23 protein-coding genes are annotated in these 22,001 nt (G+C 67.9%); 13 read left to right on the top strand and 10 right to left on the bottom strand.

Annotation, left to right across the window (positions count from 1 at the left end; all coding sequences use genetic code 11):
- Window positions 1-14 precede the first annotated feature (14 nt).
- A complete protein-coding gene (gene mscL, locus PXD02_RS16060; protein ID WP_275104823.1) occupies window positions 15-476 on the top strand; it encodes a large conductance mechanosensitive channel protein MscL in 462 nt (153 codons plus the stop codon).
- 36 nt (window positions 477-512) lie between these two features.
- On the opposite strand, the gene ald is transcribed toward mscL, so the two are convergent.
- Complete coding sequence (gene ald / locus PXD02_RS16055; RefSeq protein ID WP_275104822.1) at window positions 513-1,631, bottom strand: alanine dehydrogenase; 1,119 nt, start codon at window positions 1,629-1,631, stop codon at window positions 513-515.
- A 133-nt stretch (window positions 1,632-1,764) separates the two neighbouring features.
- On the opposite strand from ald, the gene PXD02_RS16050 reads away from it, so the two are divergent.
- Both PXD02_RS16050 and PXD02_RS16045 read left to right on the top strand, forming a co-directional pair.
- A complete protein-coding gene (locus PXD02_RS16050; protein WP_275104821.1) occupies window positions 1,765-2,226 on the top strand; it encodes an Lrp/AsnC family transcriptional regulator in 462 nt (153 codons plus the stop codon).
- Between the two features lie 3 nt (window positions 2,227-2,229).
- Window positions 2,230-3,081, top strand: a complete 852-nt coding sequence (locus tag PXD02_RS16045) for an alpha/beta hydrolase (protein ID WP_275104820.1) — start codon at window positions 2,230-2,232, stop codon at window positions 3,079-3,081.
- Window positions 3,082-3,172: 91 nt separating this feature from the next.
- On the opposite strand, the gene rpsU is transcribed toward PXD02_RS16045, so the two are convergent.
- Window positions 3,173-3,379 carry a 30S ribosomal protein S21 gene (gene rpsU, locus PXD02_RS16040; RefSeq protein WP_126153662.1) on the bottom strand — a complete coding sequence of 69 codons (207 nt, stop codon included), beginning with the start codon at window positions 3,377-3,379 and terminating at the stop codon, window positions 3,173-3,175.
- Between the two features lie 96 nt (window positions 3,380-3,475).
- Here rpsU and PXD02_RS16035 point away from each other — a divergent pair, with 96 nt between their 5' ends.
- On the top strand, window positions 3,476-4,132 hold the full coding sequence (locus PXD02_RS16035) for a COQ9 family protein (protein ID WP_275104819.1): 657 nt from the start codon (window positions 3,476-3,478) through the stop codon (window positions 4,130-4,132).
- 9 nt (window positions 4,133-4,141) lie between these two features.
- Complete coding sequence (locus tag PXD02_RS16030; protein WP_275104818.1) at window positions 4,142-5,137, top strand: NAD(P)H-quinone oxidoreductase; 996 nt, start codon at window positions 4,142-4,144, stop codon at window positions 5,135-5,137.
- A 73-nt stretch (window positions 5,138-5,210) separates the two neighbouring features.
- Here PXD02_RS16030 and PXD02_RS16025 read toward each other — a convergent pair whose 3' ends face one another.
- Window positions 5,211-5,837: a ribonuclease T2 family protein gene (locus tag PXD02_RS16025; protein ID WP_275104817.1), complete on the bottom strand. Its 627-nt coding sequence runs from the start codon at window positions 5,835-5,837 to the stop codon at window positions 5,211-5,213.
- A 185-nt stretch (window positions 5,838-6,022) separates the two neighbouring features.
- On the opposite strand from PXD02_RS16025, the gene PXD02_RS16020 reads away from it, so the two are divergent.
- A complete protein-coding gene (locus PXD02_RS16020; RefSeq protein ID WP_275104816.1) occupies window positions 6,023-6,775 on the top strand; it encodes a DUF1013 domain-containing protein in 753 nt (250 codons plus the stop codon).
- 70 nt (window positions 6,776-6,845) lie between these two features.
- Here PXD02_RS16020 and PXD02_RS16015 read toward each other — a convergent pair whose 3' ends face one another.
- The 4 genes from PXD02_RS16015 to PXD02_RS16000 all read right to left on the bottom strand — a co-directional run bounded on the left by PXD02_RS16015 (window position 6,846) and on the right by PXD02_RS16000 (window position 10,203).
- Entirely contained in the window at window positions 6,846-7,100 is a 255-nt protein-coding gene (locus PXD02_RS16015; protein WP_275104815.1) for a GlsB/YeaQ/YmgE family stress response membrane protein, read from the bottom strand.
- 112 nt (window positions 7,101-7,212) lie between these two features.
- The gene (locus PXD02_RS16010; RefSeq protein ID WP_275104814.1) at window positions 7,213-8,685 is read right to left on the bottom strand and encodes an NAD-dependent succinate-semialdehyde dehydrogenase; all 1,473 of its coding nucleotides are present in this window, start codon (window positions 8,683-8,685) and stop codon (window positions 7,213-7,215) included.
- A gap of 227 nt (window positions 8,686-8,912) precedes the next feature.
- Complete coding sequence (locus tag PXD02_RS16005) at window positions 8,913-9,902, bottom strand: P1 family peptidase (protein WP_275104813.1); 990 nt, start codon at window positions 9,900-9,902, stop codon at window positions 8,913-8,915.
- 13 nt (window positions 9,903-9,915) lie between these two features.
- Window positions 9,916-10,203: a hypothetical protein gene (locus tag PXD02_RS16000; protein ID WP_275104812.1), complete on the bottom strand. Its 288-nt coding sequence runs from the start codon at window positions 10,201-10,203 to the stop codon at window positions 9,916-9,918.
- On the opposite strand from PXD02_RS16000, the gene PXD02_RS15995 reads away from it, so the two are divergent.
- From PXD02_RS15995 to PXD02_RS15980, 4 genes are all read left to right on the top strand, one after another.
- On the top strand, window positions 10,202-10,951 hold the full coding sequence (locus tag PXD02_RS15995; RefSeq protein WP_275104811.1) for a VPLPA-CTERM sorting domain-containing protein: 750 nt from the start codon (window positions 10,202-10,204) through the stop codon (window positions 10,949-10,951). The genes PXD02_RS16000 and PXD02_RS15995 overlap by 2 nt on opposite strands.
- 91 nt (window positions 10,952-11,042) lie before the next feature.
- Entirely contained in the window at window positions 11,043-11,513 is a 471-nt protein-coding gene (smpB, locus tag PXD02_RS15990; protein ID WP_275104810.1) for an SsrA-binding protein SmpB, read from the top strand.
- A 63-nt stretch (window positions 11,514-11,576) separates the two neighbouring features.
- Window positions 11,577-12,431 (top strand): 3-mercaptopyruvate sulfurtransferase, encoded by an 855-nt coding sequence (sseA, locus tag PXD02_RS15985; protein WP_275104809.1) that lies wholly within the window; start codon window positions 11,577-11,579, stop codon window positions 12,429-12,431.
- A complete protein-coding gene (locus PXD02_RS15980) occupies window positions 12,431-13,612 on the top strand; it encodes an amino acid aminotransferase (RefSeq protein WP_275104808.1) in 1,182 nt (393 codons plus the stop codon). The genes sseA and PXD02_RS15980 overlap by 1 nt, the downstream gene beginning before the upstream one ends.
- Before the next feature lie 22 nt (window positions 13,613-13,634).
- Here PXD02_RS15980 and PXD02_RS15975 read toward each other — a convergent pair whose 3' ends face one another.
- Window positions 13,635-15,797 (bottom strand): ComEC/Rec2 family competence protein, encoded by a 2,163-nt coding sequence (locus PXD02_RS15975; RefSeq protein ID WP_275104807.1) that lies wholly within the window; start codon window positions 15,795-15,797, stop codon window positions 13,635-13,637.
- A gap of 98 nt (window positions 15,798-15,895) precedes the next feature.
- On the opposite strand from PXD02_RS15975, the gene gltX reads away from it, so the two are divergent.
- From gltX to PXD02_RS15960, 3 genes are all read left to right on the top strand, one after another.
- A complete protein-coding gene (gene gltX / locus PXD02_RS15970) occupies window positions 15,896-17,302 on the top strand; it encodes a glutamate--tRNA ligase (protein WP_275104806.1) in 1,407 nt (468 codons plus the stop codon).
- A 92-nt stretch (window positions 17,303-17,394) separates the two neighbouring features.
- Entirely contained in the window at window positions 17,395-18,687 is a 1,293-nt protein-coding gene (gltA, locus tag PXD02_RS15965; protein WP_275104805.1) for a citrate synthase, read from the top strand.
- A gap of 88 nt (window positions 18,688-18,775) precedes the next feature.
- Entirely contained in the window at window positions 18,776-19,426 is a 651-nt protein-coding gene (locus tag PXD02_RS15960; protein ID WP_275104804.1) for an SDR family NAD(P)-dependent oxidoreductase, read from the top strand.
- Between the two features lie 57 nt (window positions 19,427-19,483).
- Here the strand turns inward: PXD02_RS15960 and PXD02_RS15955 are convergent, their stop codons facing one another.
- Both PXD02_RS15955 and PXD02_RS15950 read right to left on the bottom strand, forming a co-directional pair.
- Entirely contained in the window at window positions 19,484-21,292 is a 1,809-nt protein-coding gene (locus PXD02_RS15955) for an aminopeptidase P family protein (RefSeq protein ID WP_473092035.1), read from the bottom strand.
- The gene (locus tag PXD02_RS15950) at window positions 21,289-21,981 is read right to left on the bottom strand and encodes a metal-dependent hydrolase (RefSeq protein ID WP_275104803.1); all 693 of its coding nucleotides are present in this window, start codon (window positions 21,979-21,981) and stop codon (window positions 21,289-21,291) included. The genes PXD02_RS15955 and PXD02_RS15950 overlap by 4 nt, the downstream gene beginning before the upstream one ends.
- Window positions 21,982-22,001: the final 20 nt, after the last annotated feature.

Genomic DNA, 22,001 nt, shown 5'->3' with positions numbered 1-22,001 from the left:
CAAGGGACAGCGTCATGATCAAGGAATTCCGTGACTTCATCGCCCGCGGCAATGTCATCGACCTTGCCGTCGGCATCATCATCGGCGCGGCCTTCACGGCGATCGTGAATTCCGTGGTGGCCGATCTTATCAACCCGATCCTGGGCCTGCTGACCGGCGGGGTCGATTTCACCAACAAGTATTTCGTCCTGTCGGGCAATGTCCCCGAGGGCGCCAGCCTGGCGGCGGCCCGCGATTCGGGCGCGGCGGTCTTTGCCTATGGCTCTTTCGCGATGGCGGTGCTGAACTTCCTGATCATCGCCTGGGCGGTGTTCCTGCTGGTCAAGGCCGTGAACCGCCTTCAGCGTCTGGCCGTGAAACCGGCCGAGGACGAGGTCGTCGCGGCGACGCCTACGCAAGAGGAACTGCTGGCCCAGATCCGCGACCTGCTGGCCGACCGCACCGTCTGGCAGGACCGTCCGGCGCCCCGCGCCTGACCCATGGACCGGCGCGGTCCGCCCGCGCCGGTCGCCTTATTCTGCCAGAAGCTGGTCGGGGGTGATCGCCTCCAGCCCCAGGGCCTCGCCCACCGGGGGCGAGGTCAGGCGGCCGCCCTGCGTGGACAGCCCCGCCCGCAGATGCGGATCGTCCTGAACCGCCTGCCGCCAGCCCTTGTCCGCCAGGGCCAGCAGGAAGGGCAGCGTCGCGTTCCCCAGGGCCTGGGTCGAGGTGCGCGCCACCGCGCCCGGCATGTTGGCCACGCAGTAATGCACCACGCCCTCCACCTCATAGATCGGATCCTGGTGGGTTGTGGGGCGCGAGGTCTCGAAACAGCCGCCCTGGTCGATGGCCACGTCCACCAGAACCGCGCCGGGCTGCATGGTCGACAGCTGCGCGCGCGTCACCAGCCTGGGCGCCGCCGCGCCGGGGATCAGCACCGCGCCGATCACCATGTCGGCGGTGCGGATCAACTCGGCAGTCGCCGCCGCGCTGGAATATTGCGTGGTCAGCCGTCCCATGAAGATGTCGTCCAGGTATGACAGCCGCGCAACCGACCTGTCGGTGACGGTGACATTCGCGCCCATGCCCACGGCCACCCGCGCCGCCGCCGTGCCGACCACGCCGCCGCCGATGATGATCACATTCGCGGGCCGCACGCCCGGCACCCCGCCCAGCAGCACGCCGCGCCCGCCATTGGCCTTTTGCAGCGCCCAGGATCCGACCTGCGGGGCCAGCCGCCCGGCGACCTCGGACATCGGCGCCAGCAAGGGGAGCCCGCCGCGCGCATCCGTCACCGTCTCATAGGCAATGGCCGTGACGCCGGATGCCAGCAACTCGCGGGTCTGGTCGGGATCGGGGGCCAGGTGCAGATAGGTGAACAGCACCTGCCCGCCGCGCAGCATCGCCCGTTCGGCGGCCTGCGGCTCCTTGACCTTGACGATCATCTCGGCCCCGGCAAAGACCGAGGCCGCGTCCGGCGCGATCCCGGCCCCGGCTGCGGTATAATCCTCATCGGTGAAGCCCGCGCCCAGGCCCGCGCCGGTTTCCACGACGACATCGTGGCCCCTGGCGACGGCCTCGGTCACGGCGGCGGGCGTCATGCCGACGCGGAATTCCTGCGGCTTGATTTCCTTGGGGCAACCGATCTTCATGTTCATCCTCCCTTGTTCTGGGACCAGTGTGGCACCTACCGTCCGCAAGGTCTTGCAAAGACGATGCGCGGCCCAGGGCGGCGATGACGAAAAAACGCTGGCACCTTCCCCCCTTGTCGAAGAATATCCCGCCATGTCCGATCTTGATGCAATAGACCGCCGCATTCTGGCCCTGCTTCAGAAGGAAGGCCGAATCAGCAACGCCGAACTGGCGCTGCGGGTGCATCTGTCGCCGTCCGCCTGCCACCGCCGCGTCCAGCGGCTGGAGGAAGCGGGCGTGATCCACGGCTATGCGGCGCTGCTGGACGCCCGCAAGCTGCACCGCCAGACGACGGTGTTCGTGGAAATCACCCTGTCCGGCCAGGCGGACGAGGTTCTGGAGGCTTTCGAAAAAGGCGTGCGCGCGATCCCCGACGTGCTGGAATGCCACCTGATGGCCGGGTCCGCCGATTACCTGCTGAAGATCGTGGTCGAGGATACCGACGATTTCGCCCGCATCCACCGCCAGCATCTGGCCCGCCTGCCGGGCGTCGCGCAGATGCATTCGTCCTTCGCGCTGCGCACGGTGTTCCGCACCACGGCGATCCCGGTGTAATTCATGAACCGTCGTCATCTGTTGTTCCTGCTGGCCTCCACGGCGGCAATGCCCGCCCTGGCCCAGCCGCGCCGCGACCCGCCCCCGGAAATCGACCATCCCCGCGCCAGCCATTTCGCCTTTGGCCCCGAAGGCCGGCAATGGCGCATCTTCGTGGGCCTGCCCGATGCGCCGCCACCGCCGCAGGGCTATTCCGCGATCCTGTCGCTGGATGGGGCCACCACCTTTCCGCAGCTTTGGACGCATCGGGAAACCCGCGCGCCGGGGGCGCCGGTGATCCTGTTCGGCATCAGCTATGAAGGGGCCAACCGCCGCTGGGTGGATCTGACCTCGCGGTCGATGAAGCCGATCGCGCCGATCCTGGGCTATCGCGCCGCGCCCCCGGACCGCCTGACCGGCGGGCGAGAGGCGTTCCTGGCGATGATCGCCGACCGGCTTCTGCCGGAACTGGCCCGCCGCTATCCCATGGATCAGGGCGACATGACCCTTTACGGCCATTCCCTGGGCGGGCTGTTCGTGCTGCACGCGCTGTTCAACCGCCCGCATCTGTTCGCCCGCCATGTCGCCGCCGACCCCTCGGTCTGGTGGAACGCGGGCGAATCGCAGCGCGAGGCGGCGGCCTTCGCCGGGGGCGTCGCGGCGGCGGGCGGCCGGGTCGATCCTGGGGTCCAGGTGATGATCGCCCAGGCGGGCCGGGCGCGGCAGAACCATCCCCACGACCCGACATCGCTGGTGCGCATCCTGTCCCAGGTGAAGGGGCTGGAGGTGATCTACCGTCCCTATCCGCAGGAAAACCACGGCTCTCTGATGGGGCCGTCCACGGCGGATGCCCTGGCCCTGCATCTGTTTCGGTAGGGCGTATAGACGCATACCCCCGCGACCTGCGCCGCGGGGGTCTGACTGAAACGCGGATCGCGTCGTCTTACAGTGCGCCTTCGCGCTGCGATCAGAGAGCGCCTTCGCGTTGCGCCTTCTTCCGCGCCAGCTTGCGGGCGCGGCGCACGGCCTCGGCCTGCTCACGGGCTTTCTTCACGGACGGTTTCTCGAAATGCTGCTTGAGCTTCATTTCGCGGAACACGCCCTCGCGCTGAAGTTTCTTCTTCAGGGCACGAAGCGCCTGTTCGACGTTGTTGTCGCGAACATTGACCTGCATGTGGTTGTCACCACCTTCCTAGGTTAGAGTTGCAAGATTGCAGGATGCGCCCCCCTATCAAAGCCGGGCGCCCGTGTCCAGACCAGAGAGGTTGCCATGACCCGAACCGACCGCGAGGCGCTTCTTGACGCCGCCCTGACCCATGTCCCGTTCGAAGGCATGAACGACCGCGCCCTGATGGCGGGCGCGCGCGATCTGGCCATGTCGCCCGATCTGGCGCGGGTGCATTTCCCGCAAGGCGGCGCGGGGCTGGCCGCCGCCTATCACCGCCGCGCGGACGCGATGCTGCGCGACAGCCTGTCCCAGACCCCGCCGGGCGGCCGGTTCCGCGACCGCGTGGCCGAGGCGATCTGGCGGCGGTTGATGCTGGTCGATGCGGAACTGGTCCGCGCCGGGGCGGCCACGCTGTCGCTGCCGCAGAACGCAGGCCTTGCCGCGCGGCTGGTCTGGGAGACGGCCGATGTGATCTGGACCGGGCTGGGCGACACCTCGCGCGACGTGAACTGGTATTCCAAGCGCGCCACCCTGTCGGCGGTGATCAGCGCCACGGTGCTGTTCTGGCTGGGCGACGATTCGTCCGACCATGCCGAGACCCGCGCCTTCATCGACCGCCGCATCGACGGGGTGATGCGGCTCGAACAGGTCAAATCGACCTTGCGCAAGCTGCCCGGCGCGGCGACGCTGTCGCAGATGGTCTTCGGCTGGATCCGTGCGCCGCAGCCGCGCGACCTGCCCGGCCGCACCCGCCCATAAGGAGAGACGATGTTCCCCGACGCCATGACCGCCGTCGAGATCGCCGCCCCCGGCGATGCCGACGTGTTGCACCTGACCAGCCGTCCGGTTCCGGTGCCGCGCCACGACCAGATCCTGATCCGCGTGGCCTGGGCCGGGGTGAACCGCCCCGACGTGTTGCAACGCCAGGGCAGCTATGCCCCGCCCGCCGACGCATCGGACCTGCCGGGGCTGGAAGCCTCGGGCGAGATCGTCGGCATGGGCGCGGGCGTGACCCGCTGGAAGAAGGGCGAACGGGTCTGCGCGCTGCTGCCCGGCGGCGGTTACGCGGAATATGCGGTTTGCCATGCCGACCACGCGCTGCGCATCCCCCATGGCCTGTCCCTGCGGGACGGGGCGTGTTTGCCGGAAACCGCCTTCACCGTCTGGTCGAACGTGGTCACGCGCGGCCGCCTGACCGGGGGCGAGCGATTCCTGGTCCATGGCGGCACTTCGGGCATCGGCATGATGGCGATCCAGGTCGCCCGCGCCCTGGGCGCCCGCGTCTTCGCCACCGCGGGCAGCGACGAGAAATGCGCGGCCATCGCGGCCCTGGGCGCCACCCCGATCAACTATCGCACGCAGGATTTCACCAAGGTCATCGCCGCCGAGGACGGCGCCGACCTGATCCTGGACATGGTCGGCGGCAGCTATATCCCCAGGAACATCCGCGCCCTGGCCCCGGACGGGCGGCTGGTGATGATCGCCTTCCTGGAAGGCCCGAAGGTCGAACTGAACTTCGCGCAGATCATGGCCAAGCGCCTGACCGTCACCGGATCGACCCTGCGCCCCCAATCGGACGCCGCCAAGGCCGAGATCGCCGAGGCGCTGCGCAAGAATCTGTGGCCGCTGATCTCGGCCGGGTCGGTCAGGGTGACGATCGACAGCGAGTTCGATCTGAAGGACGCGGCCGAGGCGCATCGCCGGATGGAAAGCAGCCGGCATATCGGCAAGATCGTCCTGAAGGTGGCGGGCGACGCGGACTGAGGCACGGGCAGGAGCCTCCGGCGGGGATATTTCAGTGAAGAAGAAGCCAGCGGTGTTCTTCTTCACGCAAGTCTCAGCGCACCTTTTCCATCAGCACACGCGCCCGCGAACAATCCCGCCGCGCATCCGGCGCGCAATCGCGCGGGAGCAGGTCGCGGGTCAGGCAGATGCGGATCTCGGCCAGGGCCTCGGCCTTGCAGGTGACGGTGATGCCGTCGGGCGACAGATCCGGGTTCGCCTCGATGAAGGCGTCCTCGACCAGGGCGGGGGGCAGGGTGATGTCGCGCGGCAGGTCGTCGAAGGGCGCGGGGATGGCGATCCGTTCGGCGGCCGCGCGCAGCGTCGCATAGTAGTCCCCCGCCGACAGGCCCGAGCAGCGGCCGTGCTTTTGCCACTGATGCCAGGCCAGGCCCGGATCCATGATGTCGGCCATCGCCTGCGTCTCGCGCCGCGACGGGTCGCGTTCGCCGGTGCGGCAGTAATCCGGCCAGCCCTGTTCGTATTGCGGCCAAAGCCCGTGGACGGTGAAATCCCGCCCGCTGCCCCGGCGGCATTCGCGCGCGTCCCGCCCGTCGCCCGTGATCCGGCACCAGCCGGGCTGCCAGCTGAGCGACAGCACATAATAGTCGAAATCCCCCGCCACGCCTTCGGATCGGGCGGGATCGGCCAGCAGCAACAGGAACAGCAGCGCGTGTTTCATGGCGCCACCTTGCATGGCCGCGGGGGCGCCGTCCATCGCGAGGATGCGAATCCTCTTTTCCCCGCGCGGCGGAATCGCTATATCCCCTGTCAATTCCCCCCGAAAACGAGGAATGGCAGCCGCCAAAAGCCGTTTTTCCGGCGAAGCCGCCTATTGTTCGGGGCAGAAATGCGAAGGAGATCGACATGAGCAAGCCGCTGATGGCCAAGGCGACCGCCGTCTGGCTGGTGGACAATACCACGCTGAGCTTCAAGCAGATCGGCGATTTCTGCGGCCTGCACGAGCTGGAGGTGCAAGGCATCGCCGATGGCGACGTGGCGGCGGGCGTCAAGGGCTATGACCCGGTCGCCTCGAACCAGCTTGACGCCGAGGAAATCCGCAAGGGCGAGGCCAGCCCCGCCCATGTCCTGCGGCTGAAGCACAACCCCGCCGCCGAGGGCGAGGAAAAGCGCCGCGGGCCGCGCTATACGCCGCTGTCCAAGCGCCAGGACCGCCCGAACGCGATCCTGTGGCTGGTCAAGTTCCACCCCGAACTGCCCGATGCAGCGATCGCCAAGCTGGTCGGCACCACCAAGCCGACCATCGCGTCGATTCGCGAGCGGACCCACTGGAACATCCAGAACATGCAGCCCATCGACCCGGTGGCGCTTGGCCTGTGCCGCCAGACCGAACTGGACGCCGCCGTGCAGAAGGCCGCCAAGAAAAGCGGTTCGGGCGAGGTGATGAGCGATGACGAACGGCGCAAGCTGGTCAGCACCGAAACCTCGCTGGCGATGAGCGATGAGCCGCGCCTGCCCTCGTCCATCGCGGGGCTTGAGAATTTCTCGCTGACGCGGGACGAGGACAAGACCCCGGAACCCGATCTGAACGCCGACAGCTTCTTCAACCTGCCCGACCGGGACGAGGATGAAGAGGACCAGGACGGCCGGGACCGCTGATCGCGCCTCCCGTCCGCGCATGAAAAAGGCCGGTGCGGCGTTCCGCACCGGCCTTCTTTATCTTGTGGCTTCAGGTGTTGCGGCGAATCAGCCTGCCCAGGGCGATCAGGATGCAGGCGCCGATGACGGCGATGACCAGCTGCCCGATGGCGCCGCCCGCCGTGGTGCCGAAGACCGCGCGGGCCAGCCAGTTGCCCAGCAGCGCGCCGACGATGCCCAGGATGATGTTCAGCAGCAGGCCGTGGTCGCTTTTCATGATCTTTTCGGCGATCCAGCCCGCGATGGCGCCCAGGATGATCGACAGAATCCAGCCATAACCTTCCATGCACTTCCCCTTTTCCAGATGACCCCGCTGGAACCGGAAGGGCGGGGCTTCGCCTGTCAATGCGCCCGGCCCGCCTTGTGTTCCCTCAACCGGCAGAAATCGTTGCGATCTGTCAGATCGACAGGCAGATATATTTCAGTTCCAGATAGTCCTCGATGCCGTGGCGGCTGCCCTCGCGGCCCAGGCCCGACTGCTTGACGCCGCCGAAGGGCGCCACCTCGGTCGAGATGATGCCGGTGTTCACCCCGACGATGCCGTATTCCAACCCTTCCTGCACGCGGGTGATGCGGCCGATGTCGCGGGCGTAGAAATAAGACGCCAGGCCGAAGATCGTGTCATTGGCCTTGGCGATCACCTCTTCCTCGGTGTCGAATCGGAACAGCGGCGCGAGGGGACCGAAGGTTTCCTCGGTCGCGACCTTCATGCGGTCGGTGACGCCGGTGACGACGGTGGGCTTGAAGAACAGCCCCTCGATCCGTTCGCCGCCGGTGACGACCTGGCCGCCGCCGTCCAGCACGTCGCGGATATGCTCCTCGACCTTCTCGACGGCGCTTTCGTTGATCAGCGGGCCGGTGGTCACGCCCTCCTCCAGCCCGTCGCCCACGCGCAGCTTGTCGACCGCCGCCGCCAGCTTCTGCGCGAAGGCGTCATAGACCCCCGCCTGCACATAGATGCGATTGGCGCAGACGCAGGTCTGGCCGTTGTTGCGGAACTTGGACGCCATCGCCCCGTCCACCGCCGCATCCAGATCGGCATCGTCGAAGACGATGAAGGGCGCGTTGCCGCCCAGTTCCATGGAACATTTCAGCACCTGGTCGGCGGCCTGGCGCAGCAGGATCCGTCCGACTTCCGTGCTGCCGGTGAAGGTGAGTTTCCTGACCAGCGGGTTCTCGCAGAACTCCTTGCCGATCTCGCTGGACCGCGACGAGGTGACGACCGACAGGATTCCCTTGGGCAGGCCCGCGCGTTCGCCCAGCACCGCCATGGCCAGCGCCGACAGCGGGGTCTCGGCGGCGGGACGGGCGACGAAGCCGCAGCCCACGGCCAGGGCGGGACCGGCCTTGCGGGCGATCATGGCGTTGGGAAAGTTCCAGGGCGTGATCGACCCCACCACGCCGATCGGCTGGCGGATCACCGTCAGGCGCTTGTCGGGCAGGTGGCCGGGGATCGTCTCGCCATAGACGCGCTTGGCTTCCTCGCCGAACCATTCGATGAAGCTGGCGCCATAGGCGATCTCGCCCTTGGCCTCGGGGAAGGGCTTGCCCATCTCGGCGGTCAGGATGCGCGCCAGATCGTCCTGGTTTTCCATCATCAGGTCGAACCACTTGCGCATGACCTGCGCGCGCTCCTTGGCGGTGCGGACGGCCCAGCCCTTCATCGCCCCATGGGCAGCCTCGATGGCGCGGGCCACCTCGGCGCGGGTCAGATCGGCGACCTTGGCGATCACGTCGCCGCGCGCGGGGTTCAGCACGTCGAAGGTGGCGCCGTCCGCCGCATCGACCCATTCGCCCGCGACAAAGGCGCGGGTTTCCAGCAGCGAGGGGTCGCGCAGCAGGGTTTTGAGATCGGTGGAATGCTTGGTCATGGGGCTTCTCCTCGGATTGGCCCATGATCAGCACGCGGTCGCGGCGATGTCAAAAGATCGCCGCCGGGTCGCGCGTATCGGAAAAAAGTCGCGCATAAGGCGAAAGGAGTGAACCAAGAGCAATCGGCTGCGTTGGACAGGCATCGTCAAGTTTCCCTCTTGGCGACCCTCTCTCTCTGATGGGGCGGCGTGCGGTCTGCACGCCGCCCTTGTCATATGCGCCCTTGTCATGCGCGCAGGTCGCGCCAGCAGGGTTGCCGGTCGCCCGGCTGCGGAATGGCGGCATGGACGCCTCGCGCAATCGCCCGCGCCAGGCAGGACGCGGCGGCATGGCCCAGCAGGAACGGATCGGCGGCCGGATCGGCCAGCGGCCTTGCGCCGGTCGAGACCGCAAAGACCAGATCGCCGTCGAAGGGCGTGTGGCTGGGCGCAAGGGCGCGTGCCATGCCGTCATGCGCGGCGGTCGCCAGCCGTTGCAGCGCGGGCTTGTCCAGGGCCGCGTCGGTGGCGACGATGGCGATGGTGGTCGCCTCTCCCATCCGCTTGGCGGGGTGCGGCTCGTGGTTGGCGGGAAAGGCGCCTGGCAGGCCAAGCCCGCCGAATTCCGCATCCAGTTCCCAAGGCGCGGCCCAGAAATGCCGGGTCTCGCCGACCGTGGCCCGGCCCAGGGCATTGACCACGACCAGGGCGGCCACCGTCGCCCCGCCGGCCAGCACGGCCGAGGCCGATCCCAGCCCGCCCTTGAGGTTCCCGGTCGTGGCCCCGGTCCCCGCGCCCGCAGTGCCGATGGCGAAATCCGCGCCGGCCGCGTCAAGCGCCGCCCGCCCAAGCGCGGGATAAGGATTCTCCGCCCACCCCTTGTCGCCGCCGTTCAGCAGGTCGAAGACGATGGCGCCCGGCACGATCGGCACCCGCGCCGCGCCCACGGCAAAGCCGCGCCCCGCCGCGCGCAGCCCCGCCATCGCCCCGTCGCAAGCGGCCAGCCCGAAGGCCGACCCGCCCGACAGGACAAGCGCATCGACCTGACTTACCAGCTTGTCGGGGGCCAGCAGGTCGGTTTCCCGCGTCCCCGGCGCCCCACCCATCACATGCACGGCCCCCGCGAAGGGCTTGTCGGCGGTCAGCACCGTGACGCCGGATTTCAGGCGCGCGTCGGTGGCATTGCCGACAAGCAGGCCGGGGATGTCGGTGATGAGGTTGCGGGGGCCGGAATACATGGGCTTCCTGTCACTATGTTTTCTGGCTGGCTTTACCCGCGCCGGCCACGGTCGCCGCGTCGGTCCGGTTCATGCGGGTCCGGCCTTCCGAAGGGTGCGCGATCATCCTTGCTGCGGATAGCCATGGAATTTGTAAAAGAGAAAAGGCGGCGTTGCATTCCAGCCGCAGGCGCCCGATCGACCGCGAGGCCAGATGTGACGGAAAGAATTCCTGCGTGGACGCGATCAAAAAAACGCTCCTGAGAATCAGTCGGTCACGGTAGGGTGAATAGCATTTTAATGAGTAACGAGGATCGCTCATGACTCGCTTTCTGATTCCGGCCTTGCTGATCTCTACAGCTTACGTGACCCCGGCCGCTGCCAAGTCGGTGAACTGGATCGACTGGCAAAGCCACCAGGCCACCGCCGAAGGCTTCACCGCCTATGGCCAGATCACCTCCGGGACCGAGGTCATCGACGTGACCTACCGCAACAAGACCGGTGTGGGTTTCATCCAGACCGGGACCGGCGTCGATTATTTCACCGGCGGTGCAACCAATTCGCCCTATACCAGCATCGGGCCTGATGGCGTCGACAACCGCCCGCCGGCGGCGGAACTGATTGCACTGCAATATGCGGGTCCGCAAACGCTCAGCTTCTCGAAGGCAGTGGCCAACCTTTACCTGTCCTATGTCAGTCTGAACGGCAATGGCTGGCGTTTTGACCAGGACTTCAAGATTCTCAGCAATACCGGCGCGAATATCGACGGCGCGGGCGCCGACAGCGCCGGGTATTGGGGTTCGGGTAATGTCGTCCGCGTCGACAATGGAGATGGCACCTATTCGCTGAACAGCACCGGAGGCGAACCGCATGGCACGATCCTGCTGCCCGATACCTTCACGATGCTGACCTGGACATCGCTCACCAACGAATACTGGAACGGCTTCACCGTTGGGGTCGAGGGAACGGACGAGCAGGTCAATCCCGCGCCCGTGCCACTGCCTGCCGGGGCGTGGCTGATGTTGACGGGACTTGGCCTGGTCGCGGGATTGCGCCGCCGGTTCAGCTAGGGTCCGCCGGTCCCTTCGGATCAATGACGGACGGGATCAAGGGGGCGGCGCATCTTTACACGCCGTCCGCCGCCCCCTATCTAACCCCGTCATGGCCACGGATCCCGACAAGAACTACAAGATCATCGCCGAAAACCGGCGGGCGCGCTTCGATTACTTCATCGAAAGCGATCTGGAGGCCGGGATCATGCTGACCGGGTCCGAGGTCAAATCCCTGCGCACCGGCCAGTCGAACATCGCCGAAAGCTATGCCTCGGTCGAGGATGGCGAGTTGTGGCTCATCAACGGCTATATCGCCGCCTACAAGCAGGCCGGGGTCTTCGGGCACGAGGAACGCCGCAAGCGTAAGCTGCTGGTCAGCCGCAAGGAACTGGCGCGGCTATGGCAGGCCGTCGGGCGCGAGGGGATGACCCTGATCCCGCTGGTGATGTATTTCAACCACCGCGGCATCGTGAAGCTGAAGATCGGCGTCGCCAAGGGCAAGAAGAACCACGACAAGCGCGAAACCGACGCCAAGCGCGACTGGAACCGCCAGAAGCAGCGGCTGCTGAAGCAGGGCTGACAAGCCATTGCGCGGGCGCGCATCGCCCTGTAGATCAGGCCCGCATCATGAGCGGAGAGGGCCATGCAGGACGATCCGAAAACCCTGGTCTCGACCGAATGGCTGGCGGCGCATCTGAACGATCCCGACCTGCGCATCCTGGATGCAAGCTGGCACATGCCCGCGACGGGGCGCGACGGCCGCGCCGAATATGACGCGGCCCATATCCCCGGCGCGCGGTTCTTCGACATCGACGCGATTTCCGACAAGCGTTCGACCCTGCCGCACATGGCCCCCCCGGTCGAGCTGTTCATCAGCCGGATGCGGGCGATGGGGGTGGGCGACGGGCATCAGGTCGTCATCTATGACAATTCCGACCTGCGCAGCGCCGCGCGGGTCTGGTGGACCTTCCGGCTGATGGGCAAGACCGACGTGGCGGTGCTGGACGGCGGCTTCGCCAAATGGAAGGCCGAGGGCCGCCCCACCGAGGACATGCCGCCGATCCTGCGCGACCGCCACATCACCGTGCAGCGCCAGGCGGGGCTGGTGCGCGACGTGACCCAGGTCGCCGCCGCCAGCAAGCTGGGCGATCATCAGATCATCGACGCCCGCGCGCCCGAGCGGTTCCGGGGCGACGCGCCCGAGCCGCGGCCCGGCCTGCGCTCGGGCCATATCCCCGGCGCCCGCAACCTGCCCTTCGGGCGGCTGCTGAACGCCGACGGCACGATGAAATCGCCCGAGGCCCTGCGCGCGGAATTCGAATCCGCCGGGGTCGATCTGAAACAGCCCGTCATCACCAGTTGCGGCAGCGGCGTCACCGCCGCCGTGCTGTCGCTGGCGCTGGAGCGGATCGGGCACCGCAACCACTCGCTTTACGATGGAAGCTGGACCGAATGGGGCAGCTTCCCCGACCTGCCCATCGCAACCGGAGACGCCTGATGCTGTCGAACCTCAAACCGCAAGCCCCCGATTCGATCCTCAAGCTGACCGAGGAATTCAAGGCCGACACCCGGCAGGGCAAGATCGACCTGGGAGTCGGCGTCTACAAGGATCCGCAGGGGGTGACGCCGGTCATGCGCGCGGTCAAGGCGGCCGAGCAGCGGATCTGGGAAACCCAGACCACCAAGGTCTATACCGGGCTTGCCGGAGAGGCGGATTACCGCGACGCCATGGCGCGGATGGTGCTGAAGGACGTGCCCACGGACCGGCTGGCATCCCTGGCGACGGTGGGCGGCACGGGCGCGATCCGGCAGGCGCTGGAACTGGCGCGGCTGGCCAATCCGGGGATGACGGTTCATGTCTCGAACCCGACCTGGCCGAACCACCTGTCGATCATGACGTTCATGGGCCTGTCCTTCGTCGAATACCGCTATTTCGACGCGGCGACGCGCGGCGTCGATTTCGAGGGGCTGAAGGACGATATTGCCAAGGCGGGCAAGGGTGATCTGGTCCTTCTGCACGGCTGCTGCCACAACCCGACCGGCGCCAACCTGACGCTGGAACAATGGGCCGAGGTCGCCGCGATCCTGGAGAAATCCGGCGCCATCCCGCTGATCGACCTGGCCTATCAGGGTTTCGGCGACGGGCTTGACGCCGATGCCGAGGCGACCCGCCTGATCGCCGCCCGCCTGCCCGAGGTGCTGATCGCCGCATCGTGCAGCAAGAACTTCGGCATCTATCGCGAACGCACCGGCATCCTGTTCGCGCTGGCCGAAAACACCGCCGCGCGCGATCTGGCGCAAGGCTCGATGGCCTTCCTGAACCGGCAGACCTATTCCTTCCCGCCCGACCACGGCGCGCGGATCGTCAGCACCATCCTGACCGACGACGCCCTGCGCGCCGACTGGGCCGCCGAGCTGGAGGAGGTGCGGGGCACCATGCTGGGCCTGCGCGCGCAACTGGCCTCGGAACTGCGGGATCTGTCGGGCAGCGACCGTTTCGACTTCATCGGCCAGCATCGCGGCATGTTCTCGCGCCTGGGCGCGACGCCGGAGCAGGTCCAGAAGCTGAAATCCGAGGCCGCGATCTATATGGTGGGCGATTCGCGGCTGAACATCGCCGGGCTGAACCAGCACACCGTGCCGGTTCTGGCCCGCGCGATCATCGATGCGGGGATCTGACGCCCGCCCGCGCCTTGGGCCGTCATCCCGGATCGCGGCGGGCGGCGTTGACGCCGCGCAGGACGGGGCCGTCGTCATCGAAGCCGATGGCCATGGCCCCGGTTTCCCGCAAGCGCGACTGGTCCAGCATCAGGCAGGGCCAGTCGCCCCCCTTGACCCTGGCCGCGACCACCACGATGCGCCGTGGCTGACAGGCGGCGGGCGCGCGGGTCTCGGCCCCCTTGCCGGTGAAATGCCAGATCTGCCAGCCCTGCGGCAGCGCGGCCATCCGGTCGCGCCTGTCGCCCTCCCAGGCAGGGCGGGCGGCGGACTCCTCTTGCGTGACGATCTCGCCGTCTTCCTGCAACCAGGTCTCGACCACGAAGGCCCCGCCCGAGGGTTTGGAGACCGCGCGGCCCCGCGCCGTCATCAGGCCCACCGCCTCGCCTTCCGGGGCGACCAGCAGCAGCGGGCGGCTGGCGGTCAGCCAGATCGCCCCCGAGGCGGCCAGCATCGCCATCCCGGCCAGAAATCCCGCCCCTGTCAGGCTGCGCCGCAGCGACAGGCCCTGCCAGCACAGCACCGCCAGCGTCGCGCCAAAGCACATCAGCGGGATCACCGGCGCGGGCGGCAGGGGCAGGGCGGTGACCGCGCCGCCCAGGCCCGCTACATGGTCCGCGACCCACAGCATCCAGCGGGTGCCCAGGCCCATCACCCACAGCGCCGGTCCCGCCAGCCCGACCGGGGCCAGCAGCGCGCCGATCACGCCAGCCGGCATCACCAGTGTGCCCATCACCGGCACCACGAGCAGGTTCGCCAGCAGGCCATATTGTGCCATCCTGTTGAAATGCGCCGCCGCCAAGGGCGAGGTGGCGATGGACGCCACCAGAGACGACACGATCAGCATCGCCACCGGCCGCAGCCAGAAGGGCAGGTGCGGCGCGATGCGCGACCAGGGACCGGCAGACAGGATCAGGGCCACGGTGGCCGCGAAGCTCATCTGGAAGCCGGGATGGGTCACGGCCTCGGGCGAATAGATCAGGATGAGGGTCGCCGCCAGGGCGATGGTGCGCAGCGATATGGCGCGCCGGTCGGCGATGATCGCCAGCAGCATCACCGCGACCATGACGAAGGCGCGTTCGGTGGCGACGCCGCCGCCCGACAGCCACAGATAGGCGGCCGACGCGGCCAGCGCGCCAAGCGCCGCGAGTTTGTGGACCGCCTGCGGCAGGGGCGCGCCCAGGCCCTGCGCCAGCACCAGGGCCATGCGCAGCGCGGTATAGACGAAGCCCGCCAGCATCGACATGTGCAGGCCGGAAATCGAGATGATGTGGTAAAGGTTCGAGGCCCGCATGACCTCGTTCGTGGCCTCCTCGATCCCCGAACGGTCGCCGGTCATCAGCGCGGCTGCCACCGCGCCTTCCTGCCCGCCGATGCCCTCCTGGATCGCCCGGCTGACCGCCATGCGCGTGCGGTGCATGGCCCACGGCCCGCCCCCGGCCGGTTCCACGGTCATGATCGGGGTGCGGGTATAGCCGACCGCGCCCAGCCCCTCGAACCAGGCGAGCCAGCGGAAATCGAAGCTGCCCGGAGAGGCCGGGGCGGGCGGCGGGCCAAGATGGCCGGTCAGCATCACCCGCTGGCCCAGCGGCGGCAGTGGGTCGGTCTGGTCCATCAGCGACAGCCGCACCTTGTCGGGCGTGCGGTCGGGCGCGGTGTCGCGCAGCACCACCCGGTCCAGCGTCAGCCGGATCCGGTCGCGGGCCGAGCGGTCGATCTCCACCAGCCGCCCCTCGACCGGGCCGTAATAGCGCCATTCCATCACCGGCGCCGCGACCATGGCCGAGCGCAGGCCGATCAGGCCGAAGCCCGCGATCATCAGCAACAGCGCCATGGACCCGATCCGCAGCGCGTCGGCCATCGGCCAGCCGATCCGCCCGCTTTCGGCCCAGGGCAGCGCGGCCCGTCCCACCGCAAGCGCCGCCGCCGCCAGCAGGCCAAGCGCCGTCCAGATGCCGAGGCCCGGCGCGACGGGCAGGGCGAACCACAGCGCGATCCCGGCCGCCATGCAGATCGGCACCCAGGCGAGCAGCCCGGCGCGCAGCGTGGCCGCCATCCGGGCGGGCCGCGCGGCCGCATGGCGCGGCGCGGCGCGCGCGCCCGAAAACCCCGGCAGCGCGGTGATGTCGCCCTGGGCGGCAGCCATTCTTGTCCTTTCGCACCGGCTTCTCTATTCCTGCCGCGAAGGATGGCATGGACTGCTTACCAAAGCGTTAATGCCGCATCGACCCAAGGAAGGCCGCCATGTCCGAGACCCAGGTTGTCACCCGCTTCGCGCCGTCCCCGACGGGATACCTGCATATCGGCGGGGCGCGCACGGCGCTGTTCAACTGGCTTTATGCGCGCGGCCGGGGCGGCAGGTTCCTGCTGCGGATCGAGGATACGGACCGCGCGCGTTCGACCCCCGAGGCGACCGAGGCGATCCTGAAGGGCCTGACCTGGCTGGGCCTGGACTGGGACGGCGATCCGATCAGCCAGTTCGAGCGCCGCGACCGCCATGCCGAGGTCGCGCGGCAGATGCTGGCCGACGGCACCGCCTACAAGTGCTTTTCCACGCCCGAGGAGATCGCCGCATGGCGCGAGGCCAACCCCCGCCAGCCGTTCCAAAGCCCTTGGCGCGACGCGACCGACCTGCCGCCCGAAACCGATGGCGCGCCCTCCGCGATCCGCCTGCGCGCCCCGCGCGAGGGCGAAACGGTGATCGACGATGCCGTTCAGGGGCAGGTCAGGGTCGCCAACGACCAGCTGGACGACATGATCATCCTGCGCTCGGACGGCACGCCCACCTATATGCTGGCGGTGGTGGTGGACGATCACGACATGGGCGTGACCCATGTGATCCGGGGCGACGACCACCTGACCAACACCTTCCGGCAGGTGCAGATCTTCGACGCGATGGGCTGGCCGCGCCCGGTCTTCGCCCATATCCCGCTGATCCACGGCGAGGACGGCAAGAAGCTGTCGAAACGCCACGGCGCCGTGGGCCTGCATGAATTCGCGGCCCTGGGCTATCCCCCGGCGGCGATGCGCAATTACCTGGCGCGGCTGGGCTGGAGCCATGGCGACGACGAGTTGTTCACCGACGCCCAGGCGCGCGAGTGGTTCGACCTGCCGGGTATCGGCCGGGCGCCCGCGCGGCTGGACTTCAAGAAGCTGGAGCATGTGAGCGGCCACCATATCGGCGCCATGCCCGACGCCGATCTGCTGGCTGCCCTGGACGACTTCCTGTCGGAAACCGGCGCGCCGGCCCTGACGCCGCGTCAAAGGGACAGGGTGGCTGCGGCGCTTCCGGCGTTGAAGGAAAAGGCGAAAACCCTGCCGCAACTGCTGGACCAGGCGCGGTTCGCGCTGATCGACCGGCCGGTGGATTTGGACGAGAAAGCGTCGAAGTCCCTGGATACGGTATCCCGTGGTATGCTGTCCACATTGACTGCCGCAGTGCAGCATGGTAGCTGGACCCGAGACGAGCTGGAGGGGGCGGCCAAGCGGGTCGCCGAGGAGAACGGCGTTGGCCTGGGCAAACTTGCGGCGCCGTTGCGCGCCGCCTTGGCCGGCCGGACGACGACCCCCAGCGTGTTCGACATGATGACGGCGCTAGGCCGCGAGGAATCGCTGGCCCGGCTTCAGGACCAGACGGAATTGGCAGGCTGACGGCCTGCCCTTACATGCCAGGGTCGTCCCTGCGAAGTCGCCCCCCCGCGAGCGCAAAGGTCGGCCCGGCTCAGCCGGAAAGGACGCTTTGGATGGCCGACGCGAAGACCGCCACACTCAAGATCAACGACGCCGAATACGAGTTGCCGATCCTTCATCCCACCCAGGGACCGGACGTGCTGGACATCCGCAAGCTGTACGGGCAGGCGGATGTGTTCACCTATGATCCCGGCTTCACCTCGACCGCAAGCTGCGATTCGACCATCACCTTCATCGACGGCGACAAGGGAGAGCTGTGGTATCGCGGCTATCCCATCGAACAGCTTGCCGCCAAGTCGCATTACCTGGAAGTGTGCTATCTGCTGCTGTACGGCGATCTGCCCACCGCCGCGCAGATGGAGGATTTCGAGCGTCGCGTGACCCGTCACACGATGGTTCACGAACAGATGCACAACTTCTTCCGCGGATTCCGCCGGGACGCGCATCCCATGGCGACCATGGTGGGCGTGGTCGGCGCGATGTCGGCCTTCTATCACGATTCGACCGACATCAACGATTCCTGGCAGCGCGAGGTCGCCTCGATCCGGCTGATCGCCAAGCTGCCGACCATCGCCGCGATGGCCTATAAGTATTCGATCGGCCAGCCCTTCGTCTATCCGCAGAACGAGCTGGATTACGCCAGCAACTTCCTGCACATGTGCTTTTCGGTCCCGGCCGAGAAATACAATGTCGATCCGGCGCTGGCCCGCGCCATGGACCGCATCTTCACGCTGCACGCCGATCACGAACAGAACGCCTCGACCTCGACCGTGCGTCTGGCGGGGTCTTCGGGGGCCAATCCCTTTGCCTGCATCGCGGCGGGGATCGCCTGCCTGTGGGGACCGGCCCATGGCGGCGCCAACCAGGCCGCGCTGGAAATGCTGCGCGAGATCGGGACCGTCGACCGGATCCCCGAATTCATCGCCCGCGCCAAGGACAAGAGCGATTCGTTCAAGCTGATGGGCTTCGGCCACCGGGTCTACAAGAACTTCGACCCGCGCGCCAAGGTGATGAAGGAATCCGCCGACGAGGTGCTGGATCTGCTGGGCGTCCAGAACAACCCGACGTTGCAAGTGGCGAAGGAGCTGGAAAAGATCGCGCTGGAAGACGATTACTTCATCGAGAAGAAGCTGTATCCCAACGTCGATTTCTATTCCGGCATCATTCTGGAGGCGATGGGCTTCCCGACCTCGATGTTCACGCCGATCTTCGCGCTGTCGCGCACGGTGGGCTGGATCGCGCAGTGGAAGGAAATGATCGCCGATCCGCAGAACAAGATCGGCCGCCCGCGCCAGCTTTATGTGGGCGAAGGCAAGCGCGACTATATCGACGTAGGCGCGCGCTGATCGGTCGCAGGCCGGCAAAGGCCCCTTCGGGGGCCTTTGTGCATGGCGCGCCTTGCGAAGGCGCCGGGCCGGTGGCAAGGGACAAGCCATGACAGAGATGCCAAAAATCGCGCTGATCACCGGCGCATCGCGCGGCCTGGGCGCCGCCCTGGCCGAGGATCTGGCCGCGCGCGGCTATCACGTCCTGGCGGTGGCGCGGACGGTCGGCGCGCTGGAGGAACTGGACGACCGCATCCGCCGCGCGGGCGGCAGCGCCACCCTGGCGCCGATGGACGTGGCCGAGGCGCCCGCCATGCAGCAATTGGCCGAGGCCGCGCTGAACCGCTGGGGCGGGCTGGACCTGTGGGCGCATTGCGCGATCCACGCCGCGCCGCTGGCGCCCGCGCCGCATGTCGATGGCAAGGACTGGGCAAAATCGGTTCTGGTCAACATGGACGTGACGCGTGGGCTGATCGCGCTGCTGGAACCGCTGCTGCGTGTCCGGCAGGGGACCGCGCTGTTCTTCGACGATCCGCGCGCGGGGCAGAAATTCTTCGGCGCCTATGGCGCGACCAAGGCGGGCCAGATCGCCCTGGCCCGCAGCTGGCAGGCCGAAAGCACGGCGGTCGGTCCCCGCGTGGTCATCGCCCAGCCCGCGCCGATGCCGACCGCCGTGCGCGCGCGGTTCTTTCCGGGCGAGGATCGGGCGGCGCTGGCGCCCTGCAAGGACCAGGCGGCGCGGATTCTGGACGCGCTGTGATTGCGTCCCGCGGAGGCTGGGGGACTTCACGTCCCCCAGGCCCCCTGTGGGATATTTTTATGAAGAAGACATGAGCGGCTGGGTCGCTTGGTCCAGCCAGGTGCGCGCATCGCCATCCAGATGAGGCGACAGCCTGTCGCGGACCCGCGCGTGATAGGCGTCCAGCCAGTCGATCTCGTCCCGCGACATGGCCGCGATGTCGATCAGACGGCGGTCGATGGGACACAGGGTCAGCGTCTCGGACCCCAGCATGGCGCGGCCCGGTTCGGCTTCGGCGGGGGTGAGGGTGATCAGGTTTTCGATGCGGATGCCGAAGGCGCCCTCGCGGTAATAGCCCGGCTCGTTCGACAGGATCATCCCGGCTTCCAGGGGCAGGGTGCTGGCGCGGCTGATGCGCGCCGGGCCTTCGTGGACGCACAGCGCCGCGCCGACGCCGTGGCCGGTGCCGTGGTCGTAGTCCAGGCCCTGCGACCACAGGTATTGCCGCGCCAGGGCGTCCAGATGCGCCCCTGCGACGCCCTTCGGGAAGCGCGCCCGGCTGATCGCGATCATGCCGCGCAGCACCGCCGTATAGGGGGCCACGGCCTGGGGCAGGGGATCGCCCAAGGGCACGGTGCGGGTGATGTCCGTGGTGCCGTCGCGATATTGTCCGCCCGAATCGATCAGCAGCACCTCGCTCCGCGCCAGGCGGCGGTTCGTGGCGCGGGTGACGCGGTAATGGACGATGGCGCCGTTCGGCCCGGCGCCGCAGATCGTGTCGAAGCTGATATCGGTGATGCCCGCGTCGCGCCGCAGGGCTTCCAGCTTTTCCACCACGTCGATCTCGGACAGGTCGGCCGGTTCCTGGGCGTCCAACCAGGCCAGCAGCCGCACCATCGCCACGCCGTCGCGCAGATGGGCGGCGCGCATCCCGTCCAGTTCGGCGGCGTTCTTGCGGGCCTTGGGCAGGATCGCCGGGTCGGTGGCCGGGGCGACCTGGGTCTTGGCGCTGTCCAGCAGGCGGAACGCCGCCTCGGGTGCCGAGGCCGGGTCGAGACGCACCGGGCCTTCCAGATCCAGCAGCGCGGCCGGCAGTCCTTCGGGATGCAGGATCGCGACCTGATTGCCCAGATGGGCGCGCAGGGCATCGTCGAACTTGGCCGGGTCGGAGAACAGGGCGACATGGCCGTCATCCGACAGCACCGCGAAGGATTGCACGATGGGGTTCCTGGGCACATCGCTGCCCCGGATGTTCAGCAGCCAGGAGATCGAATCGGGCAGCGTCAGCAGCGCCGCCGCCTGCCCCTCGTCGCGCAGTTGCGCGGCCAGCCGGGCGCGCTTGTCGGCGGAGGACTCGCCCGCGAGCGCGTCGTCATGGGCGCGCGCCCGGCCCACCGGCGGGGCGGGGCGGTCCGTCCAGATTGCGTCCAGCGGGTTGCGATCCACCGCGATCAGGCCGATGCCGCTGTCGGCAAGCGCCTTGTCCAGCGTCTCGATGTCCTGGCGGGTGTGCAGCCACGGATCGAAGCCCAGGCGTCCGCCCGCAGGCAAGGCCTCTCTCAGCCAGTCCGAGGGTCTGGTTTCCGGCCAGGGGACCGGCGTGAAATGATCCGGGTCAAGCTGCGCCTTGACCTGCACGCGGTAACGCCCGTCGATGAACACGCCCGCCCGGTCGGGCGTCACGATGGCAAAGCCCGCGCTGCCGGTGAATCCCGTCAGCCAGGCCAGCCGCGCATCGGCATCGGCGACATATTCGCCCTGATGCGCATCGGCGCGGGGGATGATGAAGGCGTCCAGGCCGTCGGCCGCCAGCCGGGCGCGCAGTTGCGCCAGCCGGGCCGCGTGGTCGCCGCCGCCCGCCGGATCGTCGAAGGACTGCAAGCTCACAATTCGATCGCCTTCATGACCTGGGGTTCGATCACCCGCACCCCCGGCAGCCCGTCGATCAGCGCCTGCGCCGATTGTTCCAGCAGCGGGAAAGTCTTGTAATGGCAGGGGATCACCGTCTTGAAGTCGAAATATGTCTTGGCGGCCCAAGCGGCGCGGCGCATGTCCATGGTGAAGTGGCCGCCCGCGCAGAGGATGCCGATATCGGGCCGGTGGTATTCGCCCATCCAGCCCATGTCCGCCATGATGTCGGTATCGCCCGAGACATAGATCACGTGCCCGTCCCCTGCGATCATGTAGCCCGATTCGTGGCCCGCATAGATCGGCCCGTCCGCGCCGTCCAGCGAACTGGAATGGGTGGCGTTGACCATCGTCACCTTGGCCCCGCCCAGGTCGACGGTGCCGCCCTTGTTGAAGCCGATCCCCTCGATATCGTGATGGGTGATCCAGCTGTTGATCAGGTCATAGATGCCCGCGACGGGGATCTTCAGCTCCTTCGCGATGGCCGGCGTGTCGCCGGAATGATCGCCATGGCCATGGGTCAGAAGGATATGGGTGGCGCCCCGGATCGCCTCGGCGCGGCTGTCCTCGGGGAAGACCGGGTTGCCGGAAATCCAAGGGTCGATCAGGATCACCGCATCCTCGATCTCCAGGCGAAAGCCGGAATGTCCAAGCCAGGTCAGTTTCATCGCGGTCCCCTTGCCGATTG

It is taken from the genome of Paracoccus sp. S3-43 (assembly GCF_029027965.1).
Taxonomy (GTDB): Bacteria; Pseudomonadota; Alphaproteobacteria; order Rhodobacterales; family Rhodobacteraceae; genus Paracoccus.
Note: the sequence above shows the minus strand (reverse complement) of the source record. Positions and strands in the feature narration are given on the sequence as shown.

What these genes read in the sequence shown, in the direction of transcription:
- PXD02_RS16000 (WP_275104812.1), bottom strand. Translation starts at nt 10,203, where the DNA reads ATGAGCGATCCTCGTTACTCATTAAAATGCTATTCACCCTACCGTGAC.
- PXD02_RS16010 (WP_275104814.1), bottom strand. Translation starts at nt 8,685, where the DNA reads ATGACCAAGCATTCCACCGATCTCAAAACCCTGCTGCGCGACCCCTCG.
- smpB (WP_275104810.1), top strand. Translation starts at nt 11,043, where the DNA reads ATGGCCACGGATCCCGACAAGAACTACAAGATCATCGCCGAAAACCGG.
- PXD02_RS16030 (WP_275104818.1), top strand. Translation starts at nt 4,142, where the DNA reads ATGTTCCCCGACGCCATGACCGCCGTCGAGATCGCCGCCCCCGGCGAT.
- PXD02_RS16015 (WP_275104815.1), bottom strand. Translation starts at nt 7,100, where the DNA reads ATGGAAGGTTATGGCTGGATTCTGTCGATCATCCTGGGCGCCATCGCG.
- PXD02_RS15980 (WP_275104808.1), top strand. Translation starts at nt 12,431, where the DNA reads ATGCTGTCGAACCTCAAACCGCAAGCCCCCGATTCGATCCTCAAGCTG.
- PXD02_RS15960 (WP_275104804.1), top strand. Translation starts at nt 18,776, where the DNA reads ATGACAGAGATGCCAAAAATCGCGCTGATCACCGGCGCATCGCGCGGC.
- PXD02_RS16035 (WP_275104819.1), top strand. Translation starts at nt 3,476, where the DNA reads ATGACCCGAACCGACCGCGAGGCGCTTCTTGACGCCGCCCTGACCCAT.
- PXD02_RS15975 (WP_275104807.1), bottom strand. Translation starts at nt 15,797, where the DNA reads ATGGCTGCCGCCCAGGGCGACATCACCGCGCTGCCGGGGTTTTCGGGC.
- gltX (WP_275104806.1), top strand. Translation starts at nt 15,896, where the DNA reads ATGTCCGAGACCCAGGTTGTCACCCGCTTCGCGCCGTCCCCGACGGGA.
- sseA (WP_275104809.1), top strand. Translation starts at nt 11,577, where the DNA reads ATGCAGGACGATCCGAAAACCCTGGTCTCGACCGAATGGCTGGCGGCG.
- rpsU (WP_126153662.1), bottom strand. Translation starts at nt 3,379, where the DNA reads ATGCAGGTCAATGTTCGCGACAACAACGTCGAACAGGCGCTTCGTGCC.
- PXD02_RS15950 (WP_275104803.1), bottom strand. Translation starts at nt 21,981, where the DNA reads ATGAAACTGACCTGGCTTGGACATTCCGGCTTTCGCCTGGAGATCGAG.
- PXD02_RS15995 (WP_275104811.1), top strand. Translation starts at nt 10,202, where the DNA reads ATGACTCGCTTTCTGATTCCGGCCTTGCTGATCTCTACAGCTTACGTG.
- mscL (WP_275104823.1), top strand. Translation starts at nt 15, where the DNA reads ATGATCAAGGAATTCCGTGACTTCATCGCCCGCGGCAATGTCATCGAC.
- PXD02_RS16025 (WP_275104817.1), bottom strand. Translation starts at nt 5,837, where the DNA reads ATGAAACACGCGCTGCTGTTCCTGTTGCTGCTGGCCGATCCCGCCCGA.
- PXD02_RS16050 (WP_275104821.1), top strand. Translation starts at nt 1,765, where the DNA reads ATGTCCGATCTTGATGCAATAGACCGCCGCATTCTGGCCCTGCTTCAG.
- PXD02_RS16045 (WP_275104820.1), top strand. Translation starts at nt 2,230, where the DNA reads ATGAACCGTCGTCATCTGTTGTTCCTGCTGGCCTCCACGGCGGCAATG.
- PXD02_RS16020 (WP_275104816.1), top strand. Translation starts at nt 6,023, where the DNA reads ATGAGCAAGCCGCTGATGGCCAAGGCGACCGCCGTCTGGCTGGTGGAC.
- PXD02_RS16005 (WP_275104813.1), bottom strand. Translation starts at nt 9,902, where the DNA reads ATGTATTCCGGCCCCCGCAACCTCATCACCGACATCCCCGGCCTGCTT.
- ald (WP_275104822.1), bottom strand. Translation starts at nt 1,631, where the DNA reads ATGAAGATCGGTTGCCCCAAGGAAATCAAGCCGCAGGAATTCCGCGTC.
- gltA (WP_275104805.1), top strand. Translation starts at nt 17,395, where the DNA reads ATGGCCGACGCGAAGACCGCCACACTCAAGATCAACGACGCCGAATAC.